The sequence below is a fragment of the Leifsonia xyli subsp. cynodontis genome, from assembly GCF_050632205.1.
Lineage (GTDB): Bacteria > Actinomycetota > Actinomycetes > Actinomycetales > Microbacteriaceae > Leifsonia > Leifsonia xyli_D.
Map to the genome: position 1 here is coordinate 2,679,805 of NZ_CP192578.1, position 20,488 is coordinate 2,700,292.

Annotated in this window: 20 protein-coding genes; 13 read left to right on the forward strand and 7 right to left on the reverse strand. The window is 70.4% G+C overall.

Features of this window, described 5'->3' with window-relative positions; all coding sequences use genetic code 11:
- Window positions 1-38: 38 nt before the first annotated feature.
- The 4 genes from purS to ACQ86M_RS13280 all read left to right on the forward strand — a co-directional run bounded on the left by purS (window position 39) and on the right by ACQ86M_RS13280 (window position 4,467).
- Entirely contained in the window at window positions 39-299 is a 261-nt protein-coding gene (gene purS / locus ACQ86M_RS13265; protein ID WP_431219132.1) for a phosphoribosylformylglycinamidine synthase subunit PurS, read from the forward strand.
- Window positions 299-997 (forward strand): phosphoribosylformylglycinamidine synthase subunit PurQ, encoded by a 699-nt coding sequence (gene purQ, locus ACQ86M_RS13270; RefSeq protein WP_431245802.1) that lies wholly within the window; start codon window positions 299-301, stop codon window positions 995-997. The genes purS and purQ overlap by 1 nt, the downstream gene beginning before the upstream one ends.
- 43 nt (window positions 998-1,040) lie before the next feature.
- Window positions 1,041-3,359, forward strand: a complete 2,319-nt coding sequence (purL, locus tag ACQ86M_RS13275) for a phosphoribosylformylglycinamidine synthase subunit PurL (protein ID WP_431245803.1) — start codon at window positions 1,041-1,043, stop codon at window positions 3,357-3,359.
- A gap of 106 nt (window positions 3,360-3,465) precedes the next feature.
- Window positions 3,466-4,467 carry an alpha/beta hydrolase gene (locus tag ACQ86M_RS13280; protein ID WP_431245804.1) on the forward strand — a complete coding sequence of 334 codons (1,002 nt, stop codon included), beginning with the start codon at window positions 3,466-3,468 and terminating at the stop codon, window positions 4,465-4,467.
- 92 nt (window positions 4,468-4,559) lie between these two features.
- On the opposite strand, the gene ACQ86M_RS13285 is transcribed toward ACQ86M_RS13280, so the two are convergent.
- Entirely contained in the window at window positions 4,560-5,507 is a 948-nt protein-coding gene (locus ACQ86M_RS13285; RefSeq protein ID WP_431245805.1) for a DMT family transporter, read from the reverse strand.
- Window positions 5,508-5,676: 169 nt separating this feature from the next.
- Between ACQ86M_RS13285 and ACQ86M_RS13290 the strand changes: the two genes are divergently transcribed.
- The 7 genes from ACQ86M_RS13290 (at window position 5,677) to ACQ86M_RS13320 (ending at window position 12,639) form a co-directional block, all read left to right on the forward strand.
- Window positions 5,677-6,864: an LLM class flavin-dependent oxidoreductase gene (locus ACQ86M_RS13290; RefSeq protein ID WP_431245806.1), complete on the forward strand. Its 1,188-nt coding sequence runs from the start codon at window positions 5,677-5,679 to the stop codon at window positions 6,862-6,864.
- A gap of 64 nt (window positions 6,865-6,928) precedes the next feature.
- Window positions 6,929-7,585, forward strand: a complete 657-nt coding sequence (locus ACQ86M_RS13295; protein WP_431245807.1) for a CE1759 family FMN reductase — start codon at window positions 6,929-6,931, stop codon at window positions 7,583-7,585.
- A 124-nt stretch (window positions 7,586-7,709) separates the two neighbouring features.
- Window positions 7,710-9,203 (forward strand): glycosyltransferase, encoded by a 1,494-nt coding sequence (locus ACQ86M_RS13300; RefSeq protein ID WP_431245808.1) that lies wholly within the window; start codon window positions 7,710-7,712, stop codon window positions 9,201-9,203.
- A gap of 101 nt (window positions 9,204-9,304) precedes the next feature.
- Window positions 9,305-10,024 (forward strand): ABC transporter ATP-binding protein, encoded by a 720-nt coding sequence (locus tag ACQ86M_RS13305; RefSeq protein WP_431245809.1) that lies wholly within the window; start codon window positions 9,305-9,307, stop codon window positions 10,022-10,024.
- On the forward strand, window positions 10,021-11,352 hold the full coding sequence (locus ACQ86M_RS13310; RefSeq protein WP_431245810.1) for an FtsX-like permease family protein: 1,332 nt from the start codon (window positions 10,021-10,023) through the stop codon (window positions 11,350-11,352). Before ACQ86M_RS13305 ends, ACQ86M_RS13310 begins: the two co-directional genes overlap by 4 nt.
- A 17-nt stretch (window positions 11,353-11,369) precedes the next feature.
- Complete coding sequence (locus ACQ86M_RS13315; RefSeq protein WP_431219142.1) at window positions 11,370-11,684, forward strand: chorismate mutase; 315 nt, start codon at window positions 11,370-11,372, stop codon at window positions 11,682-11,684.
- Window positions 11,685-11,688: 4 nt separating this feature from the next.
- On the forward strand, window positions 11,689-12,639 hold the full coding sequence (locus ACQ86M_RS13320; RefSeq protein WP_431245811.1) for an SDR family NAD(P)-dependent oxidoreductase: 951 nt from the start codon (window positions 11,689-11,691) through the stop codon (window positions 12,637-12,639).
- 90 nt (window positions 12,640-12,729) lie between these two features.
- Here ACQ86M_RS13320 and ACQ86M_RS13325 read toward each other — a convergent pair whose 3' ends face one another.
- The 3 genes from ACQ86M_RS13325 to ACQ86M_RS13335 are packed head-to-tail and all read right to left on the reverse strand — an operon-like array spanning window position 12,730 to window position 15,282.
- Window positions 12,730-13,020 (reverse strand): hypothetical protein, encoded by a 291-nt coding sequence (locus ACQ86M_RS13325; RefSeq protein WP_431219144.1) that lies wholly within the window; start codon window positions 13,018-13,020, stop codon window positions 12,730-12,732.
- A 10-nt stretch (window positions 13,021-13,030) separates the two neighbouring features.
- Window positions 13,031-14,389, reverse strand: a complete 1,359-nt coding sequence (locus ACQ86M_RS13330) for an APC family permease (protein WP_431245812.1) — start codon at window positions 14,387-14,389, stop codon at window positions 13,031-13,033.
- Complete coding sequence (locus ACQ86M_RS13335; RefSeq protein ID WP_431245813.1) at window positions 14,386-15,282, reverse strand: carbon-nitrogen hydrolase family protein; 897 nt, start codon at window positions 15,280-15,282, stop codon at window positions 14,386-14,388. Before ACQ86M_RS13335 ends, ACQ86M_RS13330 begins: the two co-directional genes overlap by 4 nt.
- 110 nt (window positions 15,283-15,392) lie before the next feature.
- Here ACQ86M_RS13335 and ACQ86M_RS13340 point away from each other — a divergent pair, with 110 nt between their 5' ends.
- A complete protein-coding gene (locus ACQ86M_RS13340; protein ID WP_431245814.1) occupies window positions 15,393-15,986 on the forward strand; it encodes a TetR/AcrR family transcriptional regulator in 594 nt (197 codons plus the stop codon).
- 22 nt (window positions 15,987-16,008) lie between these two features.
- Here the strand turns inward: ACQ86M_RS13340 and ACQ86M_RS13345 are convergent, their stop codons facing one another.
- Together ACQ86M_RS13345 and ACQ86M_RS13350 are read right to left on the reverse strand one after the other, a co-directional pair.
- On the reverse strand, window positions 16,009-16,242 hold the full coding sequence (locus tag ACQ86M_RS13345; protein WP_431245815.1) for a BBE domain-containing protein: 234 nt from the start codon (window positions 16,240-16,242) through the stop codon (window positions 16,009-16,011).
- Window positions 16,243-16,306: 64 nt separating this feature from the next.
- Window positions 16,307-17,563 carry an FAD-binding oxidoreductase gene (locus tag ACQ86M_RS13350; RefSeq protein ID WP_431245816.1) on the reverse strand — a complete coding sequence of 419 codons (1,257 nt, stop codon included), beginning with the start codon at window positions 17,561-17,563 and terminating at the stop codon, window positions 16,307-16,309.
- 116 nt (window positions 17,564-17,679) lie between these two features.
- Here ACQ86M_RS13350 and ACQ86M_RS13355 point away from each other — a divergent pair, with 116 nt between their 5' ends.
- On the forward strand, window positions 17,680-18,960 hold the full coding sequence (locus ACQ86M_RS13355; RefSeq protein ID WP_431245817.1) for a GNAT family N-acetyltransferase: 1,281 nt from the start codon (window positions 17,680-17,682) through the stop codon (window positions 18,958-18,960).
- Between the two features lie 134 nt (window positions 18,961-19,094).
- Here ACQ86M_RS13355 and ACQ86M_RS13360 read toward each other — a convergent pair whose 3' ends face one another.
- Window positions 19,095-20,381, reverse strand: a complete 1,287-nt coding sequence (locus ACQ86M_RS13360; protein WP_431245818.1) for an adenylosuccinate synthase — start codon at window positions 20,379-20,381, stop codon at window positions 19,095-19,097.
- Between the last annotated feature and the right edge of the window lie 107 nt (window positions 20,382-20,488).

Genomic DNA, 20,488 nt, shown 5'->3' on the forward strand with positions numbered 1-20,488 from the left:
AACCCCACCCTTGTCGCCCGAGTGAGCGGAGTATCCCCGTGCCGACCATCGTTGTTGAAGTGATGCCCAAGGCCGAGCTGCTCGACCCGCAGGGCAAGGCGGTCGCCCGGGCGCTCGCCCGCACCGGCCGCGGCGGCGTCACCGGCGTGCGCGTCGGAAAGCGCTTCGAGCTGACCGTCGACGGCCCGATCGACGACGAGCTGCGCGCCACGGTGCAGGAGATCGCCGACGAGATCCTGTCCAATTCGGTCATCGAGGACGTGGTGGGCATCCACTACCCCGCCGAGGTGGACGCCTGATGCGCATCGGCGTCATCACCTTCCCGGGTTCGCTCGACGACCGCGACGCCCTTCGCGCCGTCCGTCTGGCCGGCGCCGAGCCGGTCGCACTCTGGCACGGCGAGCACGACCTGCAGGGCGTCGACGCCCTCGTGCTGCCCGGCGGCTTCTCGTACGGCGACTACCTGCGCTGCGGCGCGATCGCCTCCCTCTCGCCGATCATGACCGAGGTCGTGGACGCGGCGGGCAAGGGCATGCCGGTGCTCGGCATCTGCAACGGCTTCCAGATGCTCGCCGAGGCGCACCTCGTGGCCGGCGGCCTCATCCGCAACGACCACGGCACCTTCATCCGCCGCGACCAGCACCTGACGGTCGAGAACACGTCCACGCCGTGGACGAGCGGCTTCGAGCAGGGCCAGGAGATCGTCATCCCGCTCAAGAACGGCGAGGGCGGCTTCATCGCCTCGGCCGACGAACTCGAGCGGCTCGAGGGCGAGGGGATGGTCGTGTTCCGCTACGCGGGCGTCAACCCCAACGGCTCCCTCAACGACATCGCGGGCGTGCGCAACGAGCGCGGCAACGTGGTCGGCCTCATGCCGCACCCCGAGCACGCGGTCGAGCCCGGCTTCGGCCCGGACACCCGCGACGCGATGCGGTCGGGCACCGACGGCCTCACCTTCTTCACCTCCGTCATCCGCTCGGCGCTCGTCGAGGCGTGACCTCCCCTCTCCCGTCCCTCCCTTCGCAGCCTGGAGTGCCCGCGTGACCGACACCGCCACCGCCCACGTCGTCGACACCGTCGCGAACGCGATCGAGACCCCCGAGCGGGAGCAGCCGTTCGCGGCGCTCGGGCTCAAGGAGGACGAGTACGCCCGCATCCGCGAGATCCTCGGCCGCCGCCCCACCAGCGGCGAGCTGGCGATGTACTCGGTGATGTGGTCGGAGCACTGCTCCTACAAGTCGTCGAAGATCTACCTGCGCCAGTTCGGCCAGAAGGTCAGCCCGGCGATGAAGAAGAACCTCATGGTCGGCATGGGCGAGAACGCCGGCGTCGTCGACGTCGGCGAGGGCTGGGCGGTCACCTTCAAGGTGGAGTCGCACAACCACCCCTCGTACATCGAGCCGTTCCAGGGCGCCGCGACCGGCGTCGGCGGCATCGTGCGCGACATCATCTCGATGGGCGCGCGTCCCGTCGCCGTGATGGACCAGCTGCGCTTCGGCGCCATCGACAACCCGGACACCGCGCGCGTCGTGCACGGCGTCGTCTCCGGCATCTCGTTCTACGGCAACTGCCTGGGCCTGCCGAACATCGGCGGCGAGACGTACTTCGACCCGGTGTACCAGGGCAACCCGCTGGTCAACGCGCTCTCCGTCGGCGTGCTCCGCCACGAGGACCTGCACCTGGCCAACGCGTCCGGCGAGGGTAACAAGGTCGTGCTGTTCGGCGCGCGCACCGGCGGCGACGGGATCGGCGGGGCCAGCATCCTGGCCTCCGACACGTTCTCCGCGGGCGGCCCGACCAAGCGCCCGGCCGTCCAGGTCGGCGACCCGTTCGCCGAGAAGGTGCTCATCGAGTGCTGTCTGGAGCTGTTCCGCGACAAGCTGGTCGAGGGCATCCAGGACCTGGGCGCCGCCGGCATCTCGTGCGCGACCAGCGAGCTCGCCTCCAACGGCGACGGCGGGATGCACGTCGAGCTGGACAAGGTGCTGCTGCGCGACCCGAGCCTCACGGCGGAGGAGATCCTCATGTCGGAGAGCCAGGAGCGCATGATGGCGGTGGTCAAGCCGGAGCTGCTGGATGCGTTCCTGGCGGTGACCGCCAAGTGGGATGTCGAGACCAGCGTTCTCGGCGAGGTCACCGAGACCGGCCGCCTGACGATCGACTGGCACGGGGAGCGCATCGTCGACGTCGACCCGCGCACGGTCGCGGTCGACGGCCCGGTGTACGAGCGCCCCGTCGCGTACCCGACCTGGATCGACGCCCTCCAGGACGACTCGGCCTCCGTTCTCGCGCGCCCGAGCAGCGGCGACGAACTCCGCGAGCAGACGCTCGCCCTCCTCGGCAGCGCGAACCTGGCCGACAAGGGCTGGATCACCGACCAGTACGACTACTTCGTCGGCGGCAACACCGCGCTGGCGTTCCCCGACGACGCGGGCATGATCCGCGTCGACGAGGAGTCCGGCCTCGGCTTCGCCATCGCGACGGACGCCAACGGGCGCTACTGCCAGCTCGACCCGAAGCAGGGCGCCAAGCTCGCCCTCGCCGAGGCGTACCGCAACGTCGCCGCCTCCGGTGCCGTGCCGGTGGCGGTCACCGACTGCCTCAACTTCGGCAGCCCGGAGAACCCCGAGGTCATGTGGCAGTTCTCGCAGGCGGTCGAGGGTCTCTCCGACGCCTGCCTGGAGCTAGAGATCCCGGTCACCGGCGGCAACGTGTCGTTCTACAACCAGACCGGCGACACCCCCATCTTCCCGACCCCGGTCGTCGGCGTCCTCGGCGTGATCGACGACGTCGCGCGCCGCATCCCGAGCGGCTGGCAGGACGAGGGCGAGAACATCTACCTGCTCGGCACCACCCGCGAGGAGCTGGACGGCTCGGCGTGGGCGGGAACCATCCACGGCCACCTGGGCGGACGACCGCCGGCGGTCGACCTGGGCGCCGAGCGTGCGCTCGCGGAGGCGCTGCACGCCGCATCCCTCGAGGGCCTGGTGTCGTCTGCGCACGACCTCGCCGACGGTGGCCTCGCGCAGGCGCTGGCCGAGAGCGTCATGCGCTTCGGCGTCGGCGCCCGGGTGTGGCTGACCGAGATCGAGGAGCGCGACGGCGTGGATGCGGCGACCGCCCTGTTCTCGGAGTCGACCGCGCGCATCATCGTCACCGTTCCTCGTGAGGACGACGTGAAGTTCCGCGGCCTGTGCGAGGGGCGCGGCATCCCGGCCCTCCGCATCGGCGTGACGGACGCCGAGGTCGGCGTGCAGCCGGTGCTCGAGGTGCAGGACCTCTTCACCATCGGCCTCGAGGAGCTCCGCGGCGTGCACCGCTCCACCCTCCCCGAGCACTTCGGCCCCACCGTCGCCTGACCCGCCGGCCCCCGCGCCAACAGTTCCTGAGTTGTTCGGGCGACACGCCGTCGCGGCCCCGAACGACTCAGGAATTGTTGGCGCAGCGGCCCGCTACGTTAGGGACGTGAGGCGCGCGCGGGGAACGGTCGGAGTCGTCGCTGGCGCGCTCGCGCTGGCCGGGGTGATCGGGGCGCTCCGCGCGACACCGTGGCCGTCGGCGCTGGTGATCCGGCGCGTGTTCACGAAGGGCGCACGCCAGACGGTCGCCGAGATGTCGCCGTTCGTACCTACGGGCGTGACGGGGAGCACCGGCATCCCGATCGGCGGATCGACTCGCCGGCTCACGTTCGATGTCTTCCGTCCGGACCGCCACGACGGTCCCCTGCCGACGGTCGTCTGGGTGCACGGCGGCGCATGGCTCTCCGGCTCGAGCTGGGATGTGGAACCGTACCTGCGCATCCTGGCCGCCGAAGGCTTCACGGCTGTCGGATTGAACTACACGCTCGCGCCGGAGGCGGCCTATCCGGTCGCGGTGCGGGAGCTCAACGACGCCCTCGCGCACCTCGTGGAGCGTGCCGACGAACTGGGAATCGACGCCGACCGGATCGTGCTCGCCGGTGATTCGGCGGGAGCGCAACTCGCCGCGCAGCTGGCGGCGCTCACCACTGGTCGGGACTACGCGAGCCTGGTCGGCATCCGGCCCGCTCTTCGTTCGGAGCAGCTCCGTGCGGTGGTTCTCAACTGCGGCGTGTACGACCTGCACGCTCTGGCCGACCTGACCGGGCTGCTCGGCTGGGGCTTCAAGACGGCGATGTGGGCGTACAGCGGCACCAAGGACTGGTCCGCGAGTCCCGCCGGGCACACCATGTCGACCGTCCGGCACGTCACGGGCGACTTCCCGCCCACGTACATCTCGGGCGGCAACGGCGACGGGCTGACCGCGACGCAGTCGGTTCCGATGGCGGCGGCCCTCCGCGCGGAGGGCGTGGACGTGACGGAGCTCTTCTGGCCGGACGACCACGAGCCGGCCCTGCCGCACGAGTACCAGTTCCACCTCGACTTCCCGGAGGCGCACGATGCGCTCGCCGCGACGGTCGCGTTCCTGCGCGCGCGGACGGCGGAGTAACGAAGGAGGAGAGCGCTCGCATCTCCTTCGATTGGCAGTGCTGCGGGAGATTCGAACGGTACCCCGCCGAATCTCCTTCGCTGCGAAGCCGATCAGCGCCGCGCCGGAGCCGCCGGAGCCGCACCCGCCGCCGCATCCGCCGCCGCCAACTCCGCCTGCCGCCGCGTGAACAGCCGCACCCGCTGCTGCGTGAGCAGGATGCCGGCCAGCACGACCACCGCCCCCACCGGCTCGTTCCACGTCAGGTGCTCGCCCAGCACGAGGATGCCGAGCGCCACGCCGACCACCGGGGTGACGTACGTGACACCGGAGGTCATGGTCGGGCCCCAGGCGCGCAGCACGTTCATGTTCCAGATGTAGACGACGCCCGTTCCGAGTGCGCCGAGCGCCAGCAGGGAGAGCAGCACCGGCCAGCTGAACGAGATGGGATGCCACGCGACGATCGGCGTGAGCAGCAGCATCACGACCGCCGCCAGGCCGATGTTGAGGAACGCGCTGGCGGTGGCGGACACCGCGCGAGGGCTGATGAACCGGCGGATGTAGCCGAAGCTGAAGCCGTAGCAGGTCACCGCTCCGAGGCAGGCGAGCTGGCCCCAGAGGCTGCCGCCCAGCGCATCCACCGCCCAGGGACCGACGACGATCACGACGCCGACGATGCCGACGAGCACCCCGAGCACCTGGTCGCGGTTGAGCTTCTCGACCCGGAAGGCCGCCGTGACCAGGATCGCGGTCGTGATCGGCGTGACGGCGTTGTAGATGCTGGCGAGCGACGACGACACGTACTGCTCCGCCCAGGCGAACAGCAGGAACGGGATGACGCAGTACGTCACCGCGACGACGGCGAAGTGCAGGTACACGATCGGCTCGCGCGGCAGCCGGGTGCGCATGAGGAGGGCGATGATGCCCAGCGTGATGGCCCCGAACACCAGGCGCGCCCAGGCGACCTGCCCGAACGTCACGCCCTGGAGCGCGACCTTCATGAACAGGAAGCTGGCGCCCCAGACGAGCCCCATGGCGGCGAACTGCAGAGCGACCTTCACCCTTCGACGCTAGCGGGTGCCACCGACGCGGGACATGCGGGAATCGGACACGGATGCGACAGATGCGGCCACCGTCCCGGTCGGGGATCATGGGGGCGGGAATAGATCCTCCCTCCGTACGTTGTATGCATTTGCATAGAAACGGCGAGAACAACAAGAGGAGCCAGTCATGCAGTACGGAATCTTCTCCGTCAGCGACATCACCCGCGACCCCGTGTCGGGTGAGACGCCGAGCGAGGCGGAGCGCATCGACGCGATCGTGAAGATCGCGAAGCACGCGGAGGAGGTCGGCCTCGACGTCTTCGCGATCGGCGAGCACCACAACCCGCCGTTCTTCTCCTCGTCCCCCACCACCCTTCTCGCGCACATCGCGGCCCTCACCGAGACGCTGACGGTCACCACCTCGACGACGCTGATCACCACGAACGACCCGGTGCGCATCGCCGAGGAGTACGCGATGCTGCAGCACCTGTCGAAGGGCCGGATGGACCTGATGATCGGCCGCGGCAACACCGGCCCGGTGTACCCGTGGTTCGGGCAGGACATCCGCCAGAGCCTCCCGCTCGCTCTCGAGAACTACAACCTGCTGCACCGCCTCTGGCACGAGGACGTCGTCGACTGGGAGGGGCGCTTCCGCACCCCGCTTCAGGGCTTCACCTCGACGCCGCGCCCCCTCGACGACGTCCCGCCCTTCGTGTGGCACGGCAGCATCCGCACCCCGGAGATCGCCGAGCAGGCCGCGTTCTACGGCAACGGCTTCTTCGCGAACAACATCTTCTGGCCGAAGGAGCACTACGCACGCCTGATCGCGTTCTACCGCGAGCGCTTCGAGCACTACGGGCACGGAACCGCCAAGCAGGCGATCGTCGGACTCGGCGGCCAGGCCTTCATCGCGAAGAACTCGCAGGACGCGAAGGACCAGTTCCGCCCCTACTTCAACGAGGCCCCCGTCTACGGCAACGGCCCGACGATGGAGGAGTTCACGGACGCGACCCCGCTCACCGTGGGCAGCCCGCAGGAGGTCATCGACAAGACGCTGACCTTCCGCGAGTGGGCGGGCGACTACCAGCGCCAGCTGTTCCTGATGGACCACGCCGGCCTGCCGCTCAAGACCGTGCTCGAGCAGCTCGACCTGCTCGGCGAGCACGTCATCCCGGTGCTCCGCAAGGAGACCGAGGCCCGCAAGGACCCGGAGACCCCGGACGCGCCGACCCACGCGTCGCTCGTCGCCGAGAAGTACGGCGACCAGGCTCCGCGCCAGCCGCGACCGAACGCGAACCGCGGCGACAACGTGACCGGCGCCTCCCCCTACCAGGACACCGAGGAGCAGTTCCAGGCGAGCTACCCGTCGCTCTGACGGCCGGCCGCAGGAAGAAGGACATGACCATGACCAGCACCCCCAGCGACCGTTCCGCGTCGTCGTGGTGAACGCGGGCGTCAGCGACCCGTCGTCCACCAAGATGCTCGCCGACCGGCTCGCCCTCCGCGTGGAGGCGACCGCCCAGCGCGACGGCCGCACCGTCGAGACGCTCAACCTCGACCTCCGCGAGCTGCTGCCCGAGCTCGGCGCCGCCCTGGCATCCGGGCACCTCGGCCCGAAGTTCACCAAGGCGATCGAGGCGCTGAAGTCGGCGGACGGCATCATCGCGACGGCCCCCGTTTACAAGGCGGGCCCGAGCGGGCTGTTCACCTCTTTCTTCCAGGTGCTCGACAACGACCTGCTCATCGCGAAGCCGGTCGTCCTGGGCGCGACCGCGGGAACCGCCCGCCACGCGCTCGTCGTCGACGGGGAGATGCGGTCGCTGTTCGCCTTCCTCCGCACGATGACGACGCCGACCTCCGTCTTCGCCTCCACCGAGGACTGGCAGGACAAGGCGCTCGGCACGCGCATCGACCGGGCCGCGCGCGAACTCGTCGTGCTGATGGAGTCCGAGGTCGAGTCGAAGATCACGGACACCTCGTGGGACAGCTACCAGCACGAGTTCGGCTCGGCCGGCGGCAACGAGCTGGGGATCGACCTCGGGTCGGACCTGATGCGCCTGGCCGCGGGCGGTACGCTGCCCGGTCAGCGCCGCTAGCGCCGTCACCGGCCGCGGACAGCCTTCTGTCCGCGAACAGGCCCCGGGATCCCCGGGGCCTGTTGCCGTCTCCGGGCGCGCGGGCCCGCGGTAGGGTGCAGGGTAGAACAGGGAGGTCTTGGGGTTGGACGTTCTCAGCGCGCTGCAGTGGATCGGCGTCATCGTGTGCCTGATCCTCGCGCTCACCGGGCTCATCCCCGTGATCGCTGCGGCGGCCACCTTCGTGGTCATCCCGTTCCACGCCTGGATCAACCATTACAGGAAGGCGGCCCCGTACCTTCCGCGGGTCGCCATCGTCGTCCCCGCCTGGAACGAGGGCGCGGTGATCGGCGCATCCATCGACCGGCTGATGAAGCTGGACTACCCGCTCGAGGCGCTCCGCATCTACGTGGTGGACGACGCCAGCACCGACGACACCCCCGAGGTGGTGCGCGACCGCGCCTCCCGCTACCCCGGCAACGTGCACCTGCTCAGGCGCGAGCACGGCGGCCAGGGCAAGGCGCACACCCTCAACCACGGCATCGCACGCATCCTCGAGGACGACTGGATGGAGGCGCTCCTCATCATGGACGCCGACGTCATCTACCTGCCGGACTCGCTGCGCCGCATGACCCGCCACCTCGCCGACCCCGACGTGGGTGCGGTGTCGGCCTACATCCGCGAGGGCAGCACCCACCGCAACTACCTCACCAAGTTCGTCGGCGTCGAGTACGTCCTCTCGCAGCCGGCCGCCCGGCGCGCGCAGAACGTGCTCGGCGCGCAGGCCTGCCTCGCCGGAGGCGCCCAACTGCACACCCGCGAGAACCTGCTGGCGATCGGCGGCCGCATCGACACATCCTCGCTGGCGGAGGACACGATCACGACGTTCGAGACGCAGCTGCTCGGCAAGAAGGTGGTCTTCGAGCCGCACGCGCACGTGCTCGCCGAGGAACCGAACCGCGTCGACGCCCTCTGGAAGCAGCGCCTGCGCTGGGCACGCGGCAACGTCACGGTCACCGCCCGCTACTCGAAGGTGTGGTTCCGCCCCTCACGCACGCACCACCTCGGTGGCATCAGCTTCGGGATCGTGTGGTTCAGCCTGTGGCTGCTGCCTCTGATCATGATCACGTCATCCATCGGCCTGGCGGGACTGCTGTTCCTGCACAGCGACGTCGCGACCGGCGTCTTCCGGGTGCTCTGGATCTCGGCTGCGCTCGCGTACCTCTTCGTGCTGATCCTCGGGGCGCAGACCGACGGCTCCACGACCAAGCACACGCTCGGCCACGTGCTGCTGTTCCCCGGGATCATCAATATGCTCGTCATGGTCACGGCGCTCTTCCCGCCGGTCACGCTGGTCTGGCTGCCCGGCCTCTTCGGCGTGACACTCGATGGTGCGACGCTGTTCGCGCTGACGCTGGCGATCTACGTCTGGATCCCGTTCTCGATGGTCGTCGCCTGGCTGGCGCGGACGTCGGAGAAGACGCGCGCCGGCCGCTGGCTCGCCCCGACGCTGATCTACCTGGCGGGCTACGGTTCGCTACTGTGCGCGATCACCTTCGACTCCTACCTCAAGGAGCTGGCCGGCGCCGAGGCCAAGTGGGACAAGACCGAGAAGGTGGGGCGCGTCGCCACGGGCTGAGGCGTCATACTGGAGGACCACTTCCTGCGGATGACGCCGTGGCCCCAGGATGCGCCGGGCGGCCGATGCCGGCGCCGCCCGCACCCGGCCACGCTGGGAGCATGACCTCAGCACCAGCACCCGGCCCAGCAGAACCCCCGGTCCTCGCGGCGACCGGCCTCACCAAGACCTACGGCACGTCCACAGCGCTCGCGGGCGTGGATTTCCGGGTCGCGCCGGGCGAGTCCGTCGCCGTCATGGGCGCGTCCGGTTCGGGCAAGACGACCCTGCTGCACTGCCTCGCCGGCATCGTCGCGCCCGACGGCGGCTCGGTCGTGCTCGCGACCCCTCAGGGCCCGCTCGAGGTCACCGGCCTGAACGAGGCCGGCCGCTCGCGGCTGCGACGGGAAGCATTCGGCTTCGTCTTCCAGCAGGGCCTGCTCCTGCCCGAGCTGACCGCCGTCGAGAACGTGGCGCTGCCGCTCATGCTGACGGGTACGGAACGCTCCGCTGCCGAGCAGACGGCCGCGATGTGGCTGGCGGCCCTGGGGCTCGCGGGCCTCGAGTCGCGCCGTATCGGCCAGCTCTCGGGCGGTCAGGCGCAGCGCGTCGCAATCGCCCGGGCGCAGACCACCGGCGCCGCCGTCGTCTTCGCCGACGAGCCGACCGGCGCCCTCGACTCGGTGACCTCGGCAGAGGTGATGGATGCGCTCATCCGCTCGACCTCCGACCGCGGCCGCTCGCTCGTGGTGGTCACGCACGACGAGACGGTCGCCGCACGCTGCTCGCGCGTGCTCCGGCTCGCCGACGGGCGGATCGTGGACGGGGTGAACGCCCGATGACGACGCTCCGCCTGGCGTGGCTGTTCGCCCGCCGCAGCGCATCCACCCGGTCGACGTTCCTTCTCCCGGTCGTCGCGTTCGCCGTGGTGACGGCCCTGCTGCTGATCGTCGCCGGCGGGGCGCAGGCGTTCTTCGGCTGGACGGACGAGACGGCTGGGCTGTACCAGCTGCTGGCCGTGATCGCCCTGTCGCTGCTGCTGGTGCCTCTCGCCGGACTCGGCGGTTCGGCGGCCCGCCTCTCCGCGCGGCGACGGGATGACCGCCTCGCGAGCCTGCGCCTCCTCGGCGCGACGTCCTCGACGGTGACGGCGCTGACGGTCATCGAGTCGACCGTGACGGCTCTCGCCGGGGCGGTCGCCGGCGTCGCGGTCTACGTGGTCGTCTCCCCGCTGATCGGGCTGATCCCCTTCCGCGGGGAACCGCTCGGGATGTCCGTGCTGCTCGGCCCGGGGTGGATCGCGCTGGCCGTGCTCGGTGTCGGCGCGCTGGCGGCGGCGAGCGCCGCGGTCGGGCTGCGGGGCGTGATCGTGTCGCCGCTCGGCGTGCGGACCCGTCAGCAGGCTCCGCGCATCCACTGGGTGCGAGCCGTTCTCGCCGCCGGTGCCGTTCTCGTGGTGGTCGGCGCGATCACCGTGGTGCAGCGCGCGGCGGAGGTCGGGGTGATCGTCGGCGTGCTCGCGGCCGGGTTCGCGGGCACCATCGCAGTGCTGAACCTCGTCGGCCCGTGGGTGCTGGGGCTGATGGCCGCCGGGCAGGCGCGCCGGGCGCGGACGGCCCGCCGGCTGCTCGCCGCCCGCAGCATCCTGGAGTCGCCGAAGGCCGCCTGGCGGCAGGTGTCGGGCGTCGCGATGACGAGTTTCGTCGCGGTCATCGCGGGCGTCGGCATCTCGTTCCTCGATCTCGCGGGCGGTCAGGGCGACCCGGCCGCTCGGGAGTTCGTCGCGGACATCCGCACGGGCGTCCTCATCACGGTCGTCGCCTCCTTCGTGATGGTCGCGTGCTCGGCCGGGGTCAACCAGGCGGCGGCGGTCCTCGACCGGCGCGACCTCTACGTGAGCCTCGACCGGATCGGGATGCCGGTCGGGGAGATGAACGCCGCACGCAGCCGGGCCGTGCTCTCACCGCTGCGGATCACGGCGATCGGTTCGGCCGTCACGGCGGCCGTGGTGGTGTTCCCGCTCACCGGGATGAGCCTGCTGACCTCCCCGCTCACCCTCGCGGTGGTGGCGGGAACGCTGGCGGCGGGGATCCTGCTGGTCTGGGCGGCCCTGCGCGCCACGCGTCCCGTGCTCACCCGGGTGCTCGCCGAGCCGTCGCCCAGCCTGTGACGCAGTAGGGTCGGAACATGCCCCAGAACAGCGAGGAGGCGGCCGCGCTCGAGCAGCTGCACAGCATCCGCCAGAGCATCGACAACATCGACGCGGCGGTCATCCACATGCTCGCGGAGCGGTTCAAGTTCACGCAGCAGGTGGGCGCCCTGAAGGCGGCGCACGGACTGCCGCCGGCCGACCCGGAGCGCGAGCAGGAGCAGATCCAGCGGCTGCGAGCCCTGGCCGAGGAGAGCCACCTCGATCCGGCCTTCGCAGAGAAGTTCCTGACCTTCATCATCGCGGAGGTCATCCACCACCACGAGCGCATCGCCGGCGGGAACGGCAAGTAACCGGATGGGCTGGGATGCCACGGCGCTGCCCGACGCCCACGGCCGGACGGTCGTCGTCACGGGCGCGAACGCCGGAGTCGGCTACTTCACGGCCGAGCAGCTGGCGGGCGCCGGCGCCCACGTGGTGCTGGCCTGCCGCGACCCGGAGCGCGCGGAAGCGGCCGTGTCGGCCATCCGCCGCCGGGTCCGGGGCGCCTCCGTCGAGGGGCTGCCGCTGGATGTGACGGACCGGCGCTCGATCGACGCGGCGGCCGACGCGCTGCTCGCCCGGGACCGGGTGGATGCGCTGGTGCTGAACGCAGGCATCGTTCACCCGCCGCGCACGCGTCAGACGGACGAGTACGGGAACGAGCTCGTGCTGTCGACGAACGTGCTGGGGCACTTCCGGCTGGTCGCGCGGGCGCTCCCGGCACTGGCCGGTGCGTCTGGTGCGTCTGGTGCGCCCGGCGCACCTTCGGCCCGCATCGTCACCCTCGGATCGCTGGCCAGCCGGCTGGGCCGCCTCCGCCTCGACGACCTGCAACTCGAGCGCGGGTACACGTCGTGGCGGGCGTACTCCGGCTCGAAGATCGCGGCGCAGGTGTTCGGGTTCGAACTCGATCGCCGCCTCCGTGCCGCCGGATCCGACGTCGCGAGCGTCGTCGTGCATCCGGGCTACTCGACCTCGGGGCGCACGCCCGGCATCCGCGGGGTGAATCACCCGTCGCGGGTGAAGCGTTTCGCGGACAACCTGCAGGCGGCATGGACGCAGGGCAAGGACGCCGGTGCGCACGTGCCCGTCCGCGCGGTGCTCGACCCCTCCGTCAGCGGAGGGGACTACCTCGGCCCGGCGCTCCGGACGAAGGGCGCCCCCGTGCACGCCGCCGCGACGCGCGCCTCCCGATCGCCGCGCCAGGGCGCGCGCCTGTGGCCCCGCCTCGAGGCCGCCGCCGGCCAGCCGTTCCCGCTCCCCTGACGCCCCCGGGCAACAATTCCTGAGTAATTCGGGGCGATCGTGCTCGCGGGCCCGAATTACTCAGGAATTGTCGGCTTCGTCGGCTGGGGCTCAGGCGACGACGATGGAGAGCAGCCGGTGGTCGGCCGGGACCGCGGCACGGAGGGCGTCGCGGGCCGACGCGTAGTCGGCGCCCTCCGCCTCGATCTCGCGCACGGCCGCTGGCCGGATGAGTGCCTTCGCGATGACCCGGCCGCCGCGAGGCATGGCGTTGTGCACCTGCACGAGGTCGAACCCCTCGGGCACTTGCTCCTCGATCAGCGCCCGCGCCGACTCCGCGTCGTCCGCTTCGGCGGTGAGCTCCCGCGTCTCGCTGCTCTGGATGAGACCGCGCACCTTCATGCTCTCAACGCTAGCGGACCGCCGGCGTCTCCTCCTGCTCGGCCCGCTCCTCCACGTGCATCTCCGGCGGAGTGCGCCGGAAGCCGCGCGTGAGCACCGCCAGGTAGACGACGCCGATGACGAGCCACCCGATCCCGAGCCAGAGTGCGATGGGGCCGAGCTGGGTCAACAGATAGAGGTCGACCGCGGCGCCGATGATCGGCAGCACGGCGTACCTGACGACGGACAGCCGCTGCCGTCGCCGCCACTGGCGGACGAAGTGCACGACGACGCACACGTTCACCATCGTGAACGTGAGGAACGCGCCGAAGTTGATGAACGACGTCGCCGTGTCGAGCGACAGACCGAGACCCAGCATTGCGACCGCACCGATCAGGATGAGGTTGAGCAGCGGAGTGTTGAACCGGGCGTTCAGCCGGCCGAAGAACCCGCGAGGAAGCACCCCGTCACGTCCCATCACGTACATGAGGCGGCTCGTGCTGGCCTGGATGGCCATGGCCGACGCGAAGCCGCCCACGATGACGACCAGGTTGACGATATCGGCGAAGACCTTCCCACCGACGAGCACGGACATGGCGTACGAGGCGGTGGATGAGTCCTCGAAGCTGCCGCCCGGGTGGACCAGCTGCATGACGTACGAGACGATCACGAAGATTAGACCGCCGATGATCACGGCGAGGAAGATGCCGCGCGGGATGTTGCGCTCCGGGTTGACGGTCTCCTCACTGAGAGTGCTGATCGCGTCGAACCCGAGGAACGAGTACGCCGCGATGGCCGCTCCTCCGGAGACCGCGGCGATGGTGGTGCTGTCGTTCCAGAGCGGAGCGGTGAACGAGGCCGGCGGAGCCGCCGACAGGTGGCCGATGCAGAGCACCACGAAGGCGGCGATACCCAGGCCGGTCAGCGTCATCAGCGTCTTGTTGACCCGGTCGGCGAGCACGATCCCCAGGCCGTTGACGATCGTCGTCACCACGATGTTGATCAGCAGCCAGACCCAGACCGGGACGCCCGGGAACTGCGCGTTGAGGTACACCGACTGGATGAGCCACGCCACCATCGGCAGGAAGAAGTAGTCGAGCAGGATCGCCCATCCCACCAGGAAGCCGACGTGCGGGTCGATGGTCCGCCGGGCGTAGGTGTACGCGGAGCCCGATGCGGGGTAGATCCGCGCCATCTTGCCGTAGCTGAGGGCGGTCAACGACATGGCGGCGGCGGCGATGATGTAGGCCGTCGGGGTGGTGCCGTTGCTGGCTCCGGCGATGACGCCGAAGGTCAGCATGACGATCGCCGGGGACATGTAAGCGACGCCGAACAGCACGATGGAGGAGAGCGAGAGCTTGGCGCTCAGGCGCGGCGACGTGGCGCTCATGCGGTCACCTCCGCGGTGCTCGCGACGGTCGGGGTCCAGCGCGACGACGCGAGGCGACCCTCGTACAGCGGGAGCTCGAGGTTCGAGACCTCGCCTTCGTACTGCCGCCAGGGGCGGGTCACACCTCCGCTGCCGTATCGGCGCACCGCGGCGACCTCGTCGAGGTCGATCACGTCGGAGAGCACGGTGCTCTCCGAGCTGGCCGACTCGACGCGCACGCGGCCCTGCGGGTCGGCGAGGAGGCTGCGACCGAGACCGTTCGGCGCGGCGGCGTTGACGCTGGCCACGAAGACCTGGTTCACGATGGCGTTCGCCTTGGCGATCGTCTCCTCCTGCGCCCGGTCGGAGGTCGGCGTCTGCACCAGGTTCAGGATGAGCTCGGCGCCCATCCACGCCAGGTGACGGCTGTGCTCGGGGAACCAGGCGTCGTAGCAGATGGAGAGCCCGATGCGCCCGAAGCCGTCCATGTCGAAGACGACGAACTCGTCTCCGGCGGCGACGGTCTCGTACGGCCGCCACGGGAAGACCTTGCGGTAGGAGGCGGCGCGCCGGCCCTCGGGCGAGTAGGCGGCCGTCGTGTTGTAGACACGGCCGTCCTCCCCGCGCTCGTAGAAGCTGCCGGGCACCAGCCACACGCCGAGGTCGCCGGCGAGCGCTGCGAGCGCCCGGTCACGCGGGCCGTCGAGCGGCTCGGCGAGCGCGTCGATGCGCTCGGCCGTCTGCGCCGGCGACGCGTCGCCGAGGCCGGTGAGGTGCAGCTCGGGGTGCACGAAGAGGTGGGTGTCGGTGTGGATGCGGGTGAGGCGTTCGAGGTGGGAGGCGAAGGCTCCGATGTCGTCGGAGGGTGCCGTCGGTGCCTGCACGAGTGCGAGGGAGAGCGGGCGGGTCATCATCAACCGGGTTCCGTCATGGCCGTAGCGGCCGTCGAGTAAATTAAACGCAATTTATATAAAGAATCGCGAGCGTGTCAACCGGCGGCGTGCGGTGTGCGACGATCGGAGGTATGGCACGGCCCAAGGAGCAGACCCGCCGGCGCGAGCAGCTGATCGCCGCGGCGTCCAGCGCCATGCTCGCTCACGGGTCCAGCGAACTCCGCCTGGCGGACATCGCCAAGGAGGCGGGGCTCACCTCCGCCTCCGTGCTGTACTACTACCCCGACGTGCGCGAGCTCTACACTGCCGTCTTCGCGCAGGGCAGCGACGAGTACTGCACGCATCGCGAGGCCCGGGTGGATGCGGCGCCCACTCCCGAGGAGAAGCTCGCCGAGTGCATCGCGTCCGGCATCCCGTGGCCCGGTCGCGCGGCCGAGACCAGCCGCATCCTGTACGAGCTGACGCCGATCGTGCTACGCAACCCGGCGGCCGCCGCCGAGAACGGCGTCCTCATCGCGCGCCAGGCCGCACTGTACGAACGGGTGCTGCGGGCGTGCGAGGAGTCGGGGCGGTTCCGTCTGCTGCAGCCCGCGGACGTGCTCGCCCGCAGTTTCATCGCGCTCGAAGACGGCTACGGCGTCGACGTGCTCACCGGCGACCTCAGCCCGGAGACCGAGCAGCAGTGGCTGATGGACTACGCCCGCATCATGGTCGAAGCGGTCTGACCGACGACCACGAGCGGCGGTGTCACTGCGGACGCACTCCCTGCGGGTAGCCGAAGAACGATCCCGGGTCATACGCGGACTTCACCGCGCGCAGCCGGGCGTAGTTGCCGCCGTAGTACGCCTGCTGGGCATCGTCGAGATACGGATCGGGGAAGTTCTGATACGCGCGCGTCCGCGGCAGCCTCCCGGTCAGCCCGTCAAGCCAGTGGCGGTGACTCTCCAACGAAGAGGGCGGGTCGCTCTCGGCCCAGTTCACGTTGAACTGGGCGATGAACAGCGCGTTCCTATGGACGAACGCGGTCGCCTCCGGGGGACGTCGCTCACCGCTCCCCCGAGGGCGAACAGGGCGATATCGACCCCGTACGGGCTGGAGCTTCCCGGCCAGGCAAGCACGTGCTCGCAGACGGCGTCGACTCGTCATCCGAGAGCGGCGCCGCCAGAACCGTCGACGCCCCGGTGAACGGCCCTGGAGCGACGTCCTCGTTGAGGAGAACGCTCGCCTCAGCGAGGGTGACATCGCGCACGGATGCCGCGTTCTGCGATCGTTCGCTCACGGTGCCGACCGCGAGAGCGGCACCGAGCAGCTTCGTGAGTTCGCTCGCACTCCCGTAGAACTGGCCCGTGGCCGTCACCGCACTGTTCGCGCGCACCTGCTGCGACGTCGCGCCGCTCGTCTCGATCCCGATGCGCATGTGGAGGCGCCGGTCGCTGAATCCCTCCGCACACGCTCGCTGCAGCGCCGAGACCGCAGGGATCGCCGAATCGAGACTCCATCGGAAGCGGTAGTACGCGACCGTCCCGTAGTACTTGTCGTAATCGAACGTGAAGTCGAAGTGGATGCCGAAGTTGTCGCCCGCGCCCCCGCGGACGGCCCAGAACAGGTCGGCGTTGGTCGTGGCGTCGCACGTGATCCATTCGCCGTCGGCCGTGACGATCGTGGTCGCCGTCAGCCGGTCGCAGGTCAGGCCCGCCATCTTGTCGCTGAAGCCGATCCCGCCGCCCAGCACCAGTCCGGCGACGCCGACGCTCGAGCACCGGCCGGTCGGCAGGAGGATGTTGCCGAGCTCGAGATTCGGGTGCAGCAGGCCATTGGTCACGCCGGCCTCCACGACGAGCTGTCCGGCGTTCCTGTGCAGCGTGCCCGTCGAATACGCGACGCGCTCGGAGGGCTCGCCCGGGTACCAGGAGACACCGGTCAGCTGCGACATGACCAGGAGCAGCCCGGTGGTCGAGGAGTACCCGGCGTAGTTGTGCCCGAGGTTCGAGCGCGGCGTGACCGGAACGCCGTTGCCCGCCGCCCAGCGGACCGACGCACGGATGTCGTCGAGGATGCCGACCATGACGATCGCCAGCGGGCGCACGGACGAGAACTGGCGGTTGAACGGCGGGGCGACCGTCTCGTATTCGGCCTGTCCCGGTGTCAGCAGCCGGGCGGCCGGCGAGAGGGATCGACGCAGCGCCTCGAGGTCCGGCTGAGCTGAAGCGACCGCACCGGCGCCCGCCGGCCGTGCCGCCACGCCCAGACCGACGCCGACCGCTGCGCCGAGCCCGGTGCGCACGAGAGTTCTTCTGTCCACGATGATCTCCGTCCTGTTATCTCTTCAGACGACGGACGGCACCGCATCATGACGGCGATCGCGATCGGATGTCCGGCCGCCTGACGGGGTGGCGTGCCTCCCGATACGGTGAGGGGATGGACTTCCTCACCCAGCCCATCGACCCGACCTCCGAGCGCGACCTCTCCGCGGGCGGACTCCGCCTGGCCCTCGTCGACACGACGGACCCGGCCGCCTTCGACGGCTGGATCCGCGCCGACTTCCGTGGGTTCCACGGCGGTCGGCCGAAGGAGGAGGTGCTGGAGGAGGCGCGCGGCTACCTGGGCGGCCGCCGGACCACGGCCGTCTACGACGACGCCGTCCCGGCGCGCGAGCCGGTCGGCACGGTCAACTCGTGGGTGGCGCCCCTGACCGTCCCCGGCGGCGGCCGCGTCGGCGCGTGGGCGATCAGCTCGGTGACCGTCGCCCCGACGCACCGCCGCCGCGGTATCGCGCGGGCACTGCTCGGATCGGAGCTGCGCACCGCGCACGCGTTGGGCGTCCCGCTGGCCATCCTGACCGTCTCGGAGTCGGTCATCTACGGGCGCTGGGGTTTCGGACCGGCTACCTACACGACCGCGTGGTCGATCGACACCAAGCGCGTGCGCTGGGCCGGCGCCGAGACCCCGGGCCGCCTGTCCTTCACCGACCCGGAGGACTACCGCGAGACCGGCGAGGCCGTGCTCGACAAGGCCATGGCCGCCCGTGCGGGCGAGATCGGGCTGGAGCCGTACCTGGCCCACCGCCTGATCGGGCCGCTGAAGGGCGACCCCGACGCGGACAAGTACCGTCTCGTGCGCTACGACTCCCCCACGGGCGAGCCGGAGGGCTTCGTGTCGTACACGGTCAAGGGCGACGACGACTTCACCCGGCACACGATCGAGGTCGGCTACCTCGCGGCGGCGACCGACGAGGCGCTCACCGCGCTGTGGCGCTTCCTGCTCGAGCTCGACCTGGTGGCGACCGTGAAGGTGTGGACGCGCGGCGTCGACGAGCCGCTGCCCGCGCTGGTCTCCGACATCCGCGGCGCCAAGGTCACCGACGTGCAGGACCACCTCTGGGTGCGCATCCTCGACGTTCCGGCCGCTCTCCAGGCGCGCACGTACGAGCGCGACGGCTCACTGGTGCTCGACGTGCGCGACGATCTCGGGCTCGCGGCCGGCCGCTTCCGTCTGACGGTGCGCGGCGGCCAGGCCGAGGTGGTGGCGACGGAGGATGCGCCCGACGTGACGCTGCCGGTCGCCTCGCTGGGCGCGGTCTACCTCGGACACGACGCCGCGCGCGGCCTCGCCATCGCGGGCCGGATCGAGGGCGACGTGGATGCGCTCGACCGGCTGTTCCGCACGGCGGTGCCCCCGCGGCTCAGCACCTGGTTCTAGCCGCACATCCCACGCCGCGGCCCCGCGGGCGCGCTGGCGCGCGGCCCCCGGCCCGCCCCATCCTGCCGAGTGGTGACATCATGTCGCAACTCGGCCCGAATTCGAGCACCGAGTCACCACTCGATCGGCCGGACTCAGTCGATCAGGTCGTGACGCACCACGATCTGGTCGCGGGCGGGGCCCACACCGATCGCGGAGATACGGGCGCCCGAGAGGCCCTCGAGGGCGAGCACGTAGTCCTGCGCGTTCTTCGGGAGGTCGTCGAACGTGCGCGCGCCCGAGATGTCCTCCGTCCAGCCGGGGAACTCCTCGTAGATCGGCTTCGCGTGGTGGAAGTCGCTCTGCGAGGCGGGCACTTCGTCGTGACGCACGCCGTCGACGTCGTAGGCCACTGCCACCGGGATGCGCTCGATGCCGGTGAGCGTGTCGAGCTTGGTCAGCACGAAGTCGGTGACGCCGTTGATGCGCGCGGTGTACCGGGCGACCGGCGCGTCGTACCAGCCGGTTCGCCGCGGGCGGCCGGTCGTGGTGCCGAACTCGAAGCCGCGCTCGCGCAGGAACTCGCCCCACTCGTCGAACAGCTCGGTGGGGAACGGACCCGCGCCGACGCGCGTGGTGTACGCCTTGACGATGCCGATCACGCGGTCGATGCGGTTCGGGCCGATGCCGGAGCCGGTCGCCGCACCGCCGGCGGTGGAGTTGGAGGAGGTGACGAACGGGTACGTGCCGTGGTCCACATCCAGCATGGTCGCCTGGCCGCCCTCGAAGAGCACGTACTTGCCCTCCTCCAGCGCCTGGTTGAGCAGCAGCGAGCTGTCGACGACCATGGGACGCAGGCGCTCGGCGTAGGTGAGCAGCTGCTCGACGACCTCGTCGACCGTGATGGCGCGGCGGTTGTAGACCTTCACCAGGAGGTGGTTCTTCTGGTCGAGGGCGCCCTCCACCTTCTGGCGCAGGATGTTCTCGTCGAAGAGGTCCTGGATGCGGATGCCCACGCGGTTGATCTTGTCGGCGTAGGTGGGGCCGATGCCGCGGCCGGTGGTGCCGATCTGGCGCTTGCCGAGGAAACGCTCGGTCACCTTGTCGATGGTGCGGTGGTACGAGGTGATGACGTGCGCGTTGGAGCTCACCTTGAGACGGGAGACGTCGACGCCGCGCGCGATGAGCGCATCCAGCTCTTCGAAGAGCACCTCGATGTCGACGACCACGCCGTTCGCGATGACCGGCGTGACGCCCTCGGTCAGGATGCCGGAGGGCAGCAGGTGCAGCGCGTACTTCTCGTCGCCGACGACGACCGTGTGCCCGGCGTTGTTGCCGCCGTTGAACTTGACGACGTAGTCGATGCGGCTACCCAGGACGTCGGTCGCCTTGCCTTTGCCTTCGTCGCCCCACTGGGCGCCGATGATCACGATCGCGGGCACGTTGAGTCCTCTCGATGGATGGAACGCTCCGGCGCCACGCGTGACGACCGTTGCACTCGATCCTATCGCGACCCATGAAGTTGCACACGAGTGTGCAAGAAGGGCGT

Excerpts from the sequence above, each read along its gene's own strand:
- purQ (WP_431245802.1), top strand. The coding sequence starts at position 299 with ATGCGCATCGGCGTCATCACCTTCCCGGGTTCGCTCGACGACCGCGAC.
- ACQ86M_RS13290 (WP_431245806.1), top strand. The coding sequence starts at position 5,677 with ATGCAGTACGGAATCTTCTCCGTCAGCGACATCACCCGCGACCCCGTG.
- ACQ86M_RS13305 (WP_431245809.1), top strand. The coding sequence starts at position 9,305 with ATGACCTCAGCACCAGCACCCGGCCCAGCAGAACCCCCGGTCCTCGCG.
- ACQ86M_RS13310 (WP_431245810.1), top strand. The coding sequence starts at position 10,021 with ATGACGACGCTCCGCCTGGCGTGGCTGTTCGCCCGCCGCAGCGCATCC.
- ACQ86M_RS13315 (WP_431219142.1), top strand. The coding sequence starts at position 11,370 with ATGCCCCAGAACAGCGAGGAGGCGGCCGCGCTCGAGCAGCTGCACAGC.
- ACQ86M_RS13320 (WP_431245811.1), top strand. The coding sequence starts at position 11,689 with ATGGGCTGGGATGCCACGGCGCTGCCCGACGCCCACGGCCGGACGGTC.
- ACQ86M_RS13325 (WP_431219144.1), bottom strand. The coding sequence starts at position 13,020 with ATGAAGGTGCGCGGTCTCATCCAGAGCAGCGAGACGCGGGAGCTCACC.
- ACQ86M_RS13330 (WP_431245812.1), bottom strand. The coding sequence starts at position 14,389 with ATGAGCGCCACGTCGCCGCGCCTGAGCGCCAAGCTCTCGCTCTCCTCC.
- ACQ86M_RS13335 (WP_431245813.1), bottom strand. The coding sequence starts at position 15,282 with ATGATGACCCGCCCGCTCTCCCTCGCACTCGTGCAGGCACCGACGGCA.
- ACQ86M_RS13340 (WP_431245814.1), top strand. The coding sequence starts at position 15,393 with ATGGCACGGCCCAAGGAGCAGACCCGCCGGCGCGAGCAGCTGATCGCC.
- ACQ86M_RS13355 (WP_431245817.1), top strand. The coding sequence starts at position 17,680 with ATGGACTTCCTCACCCAGCCCATCGACCCGACCTCCGAGCGCGACCTC.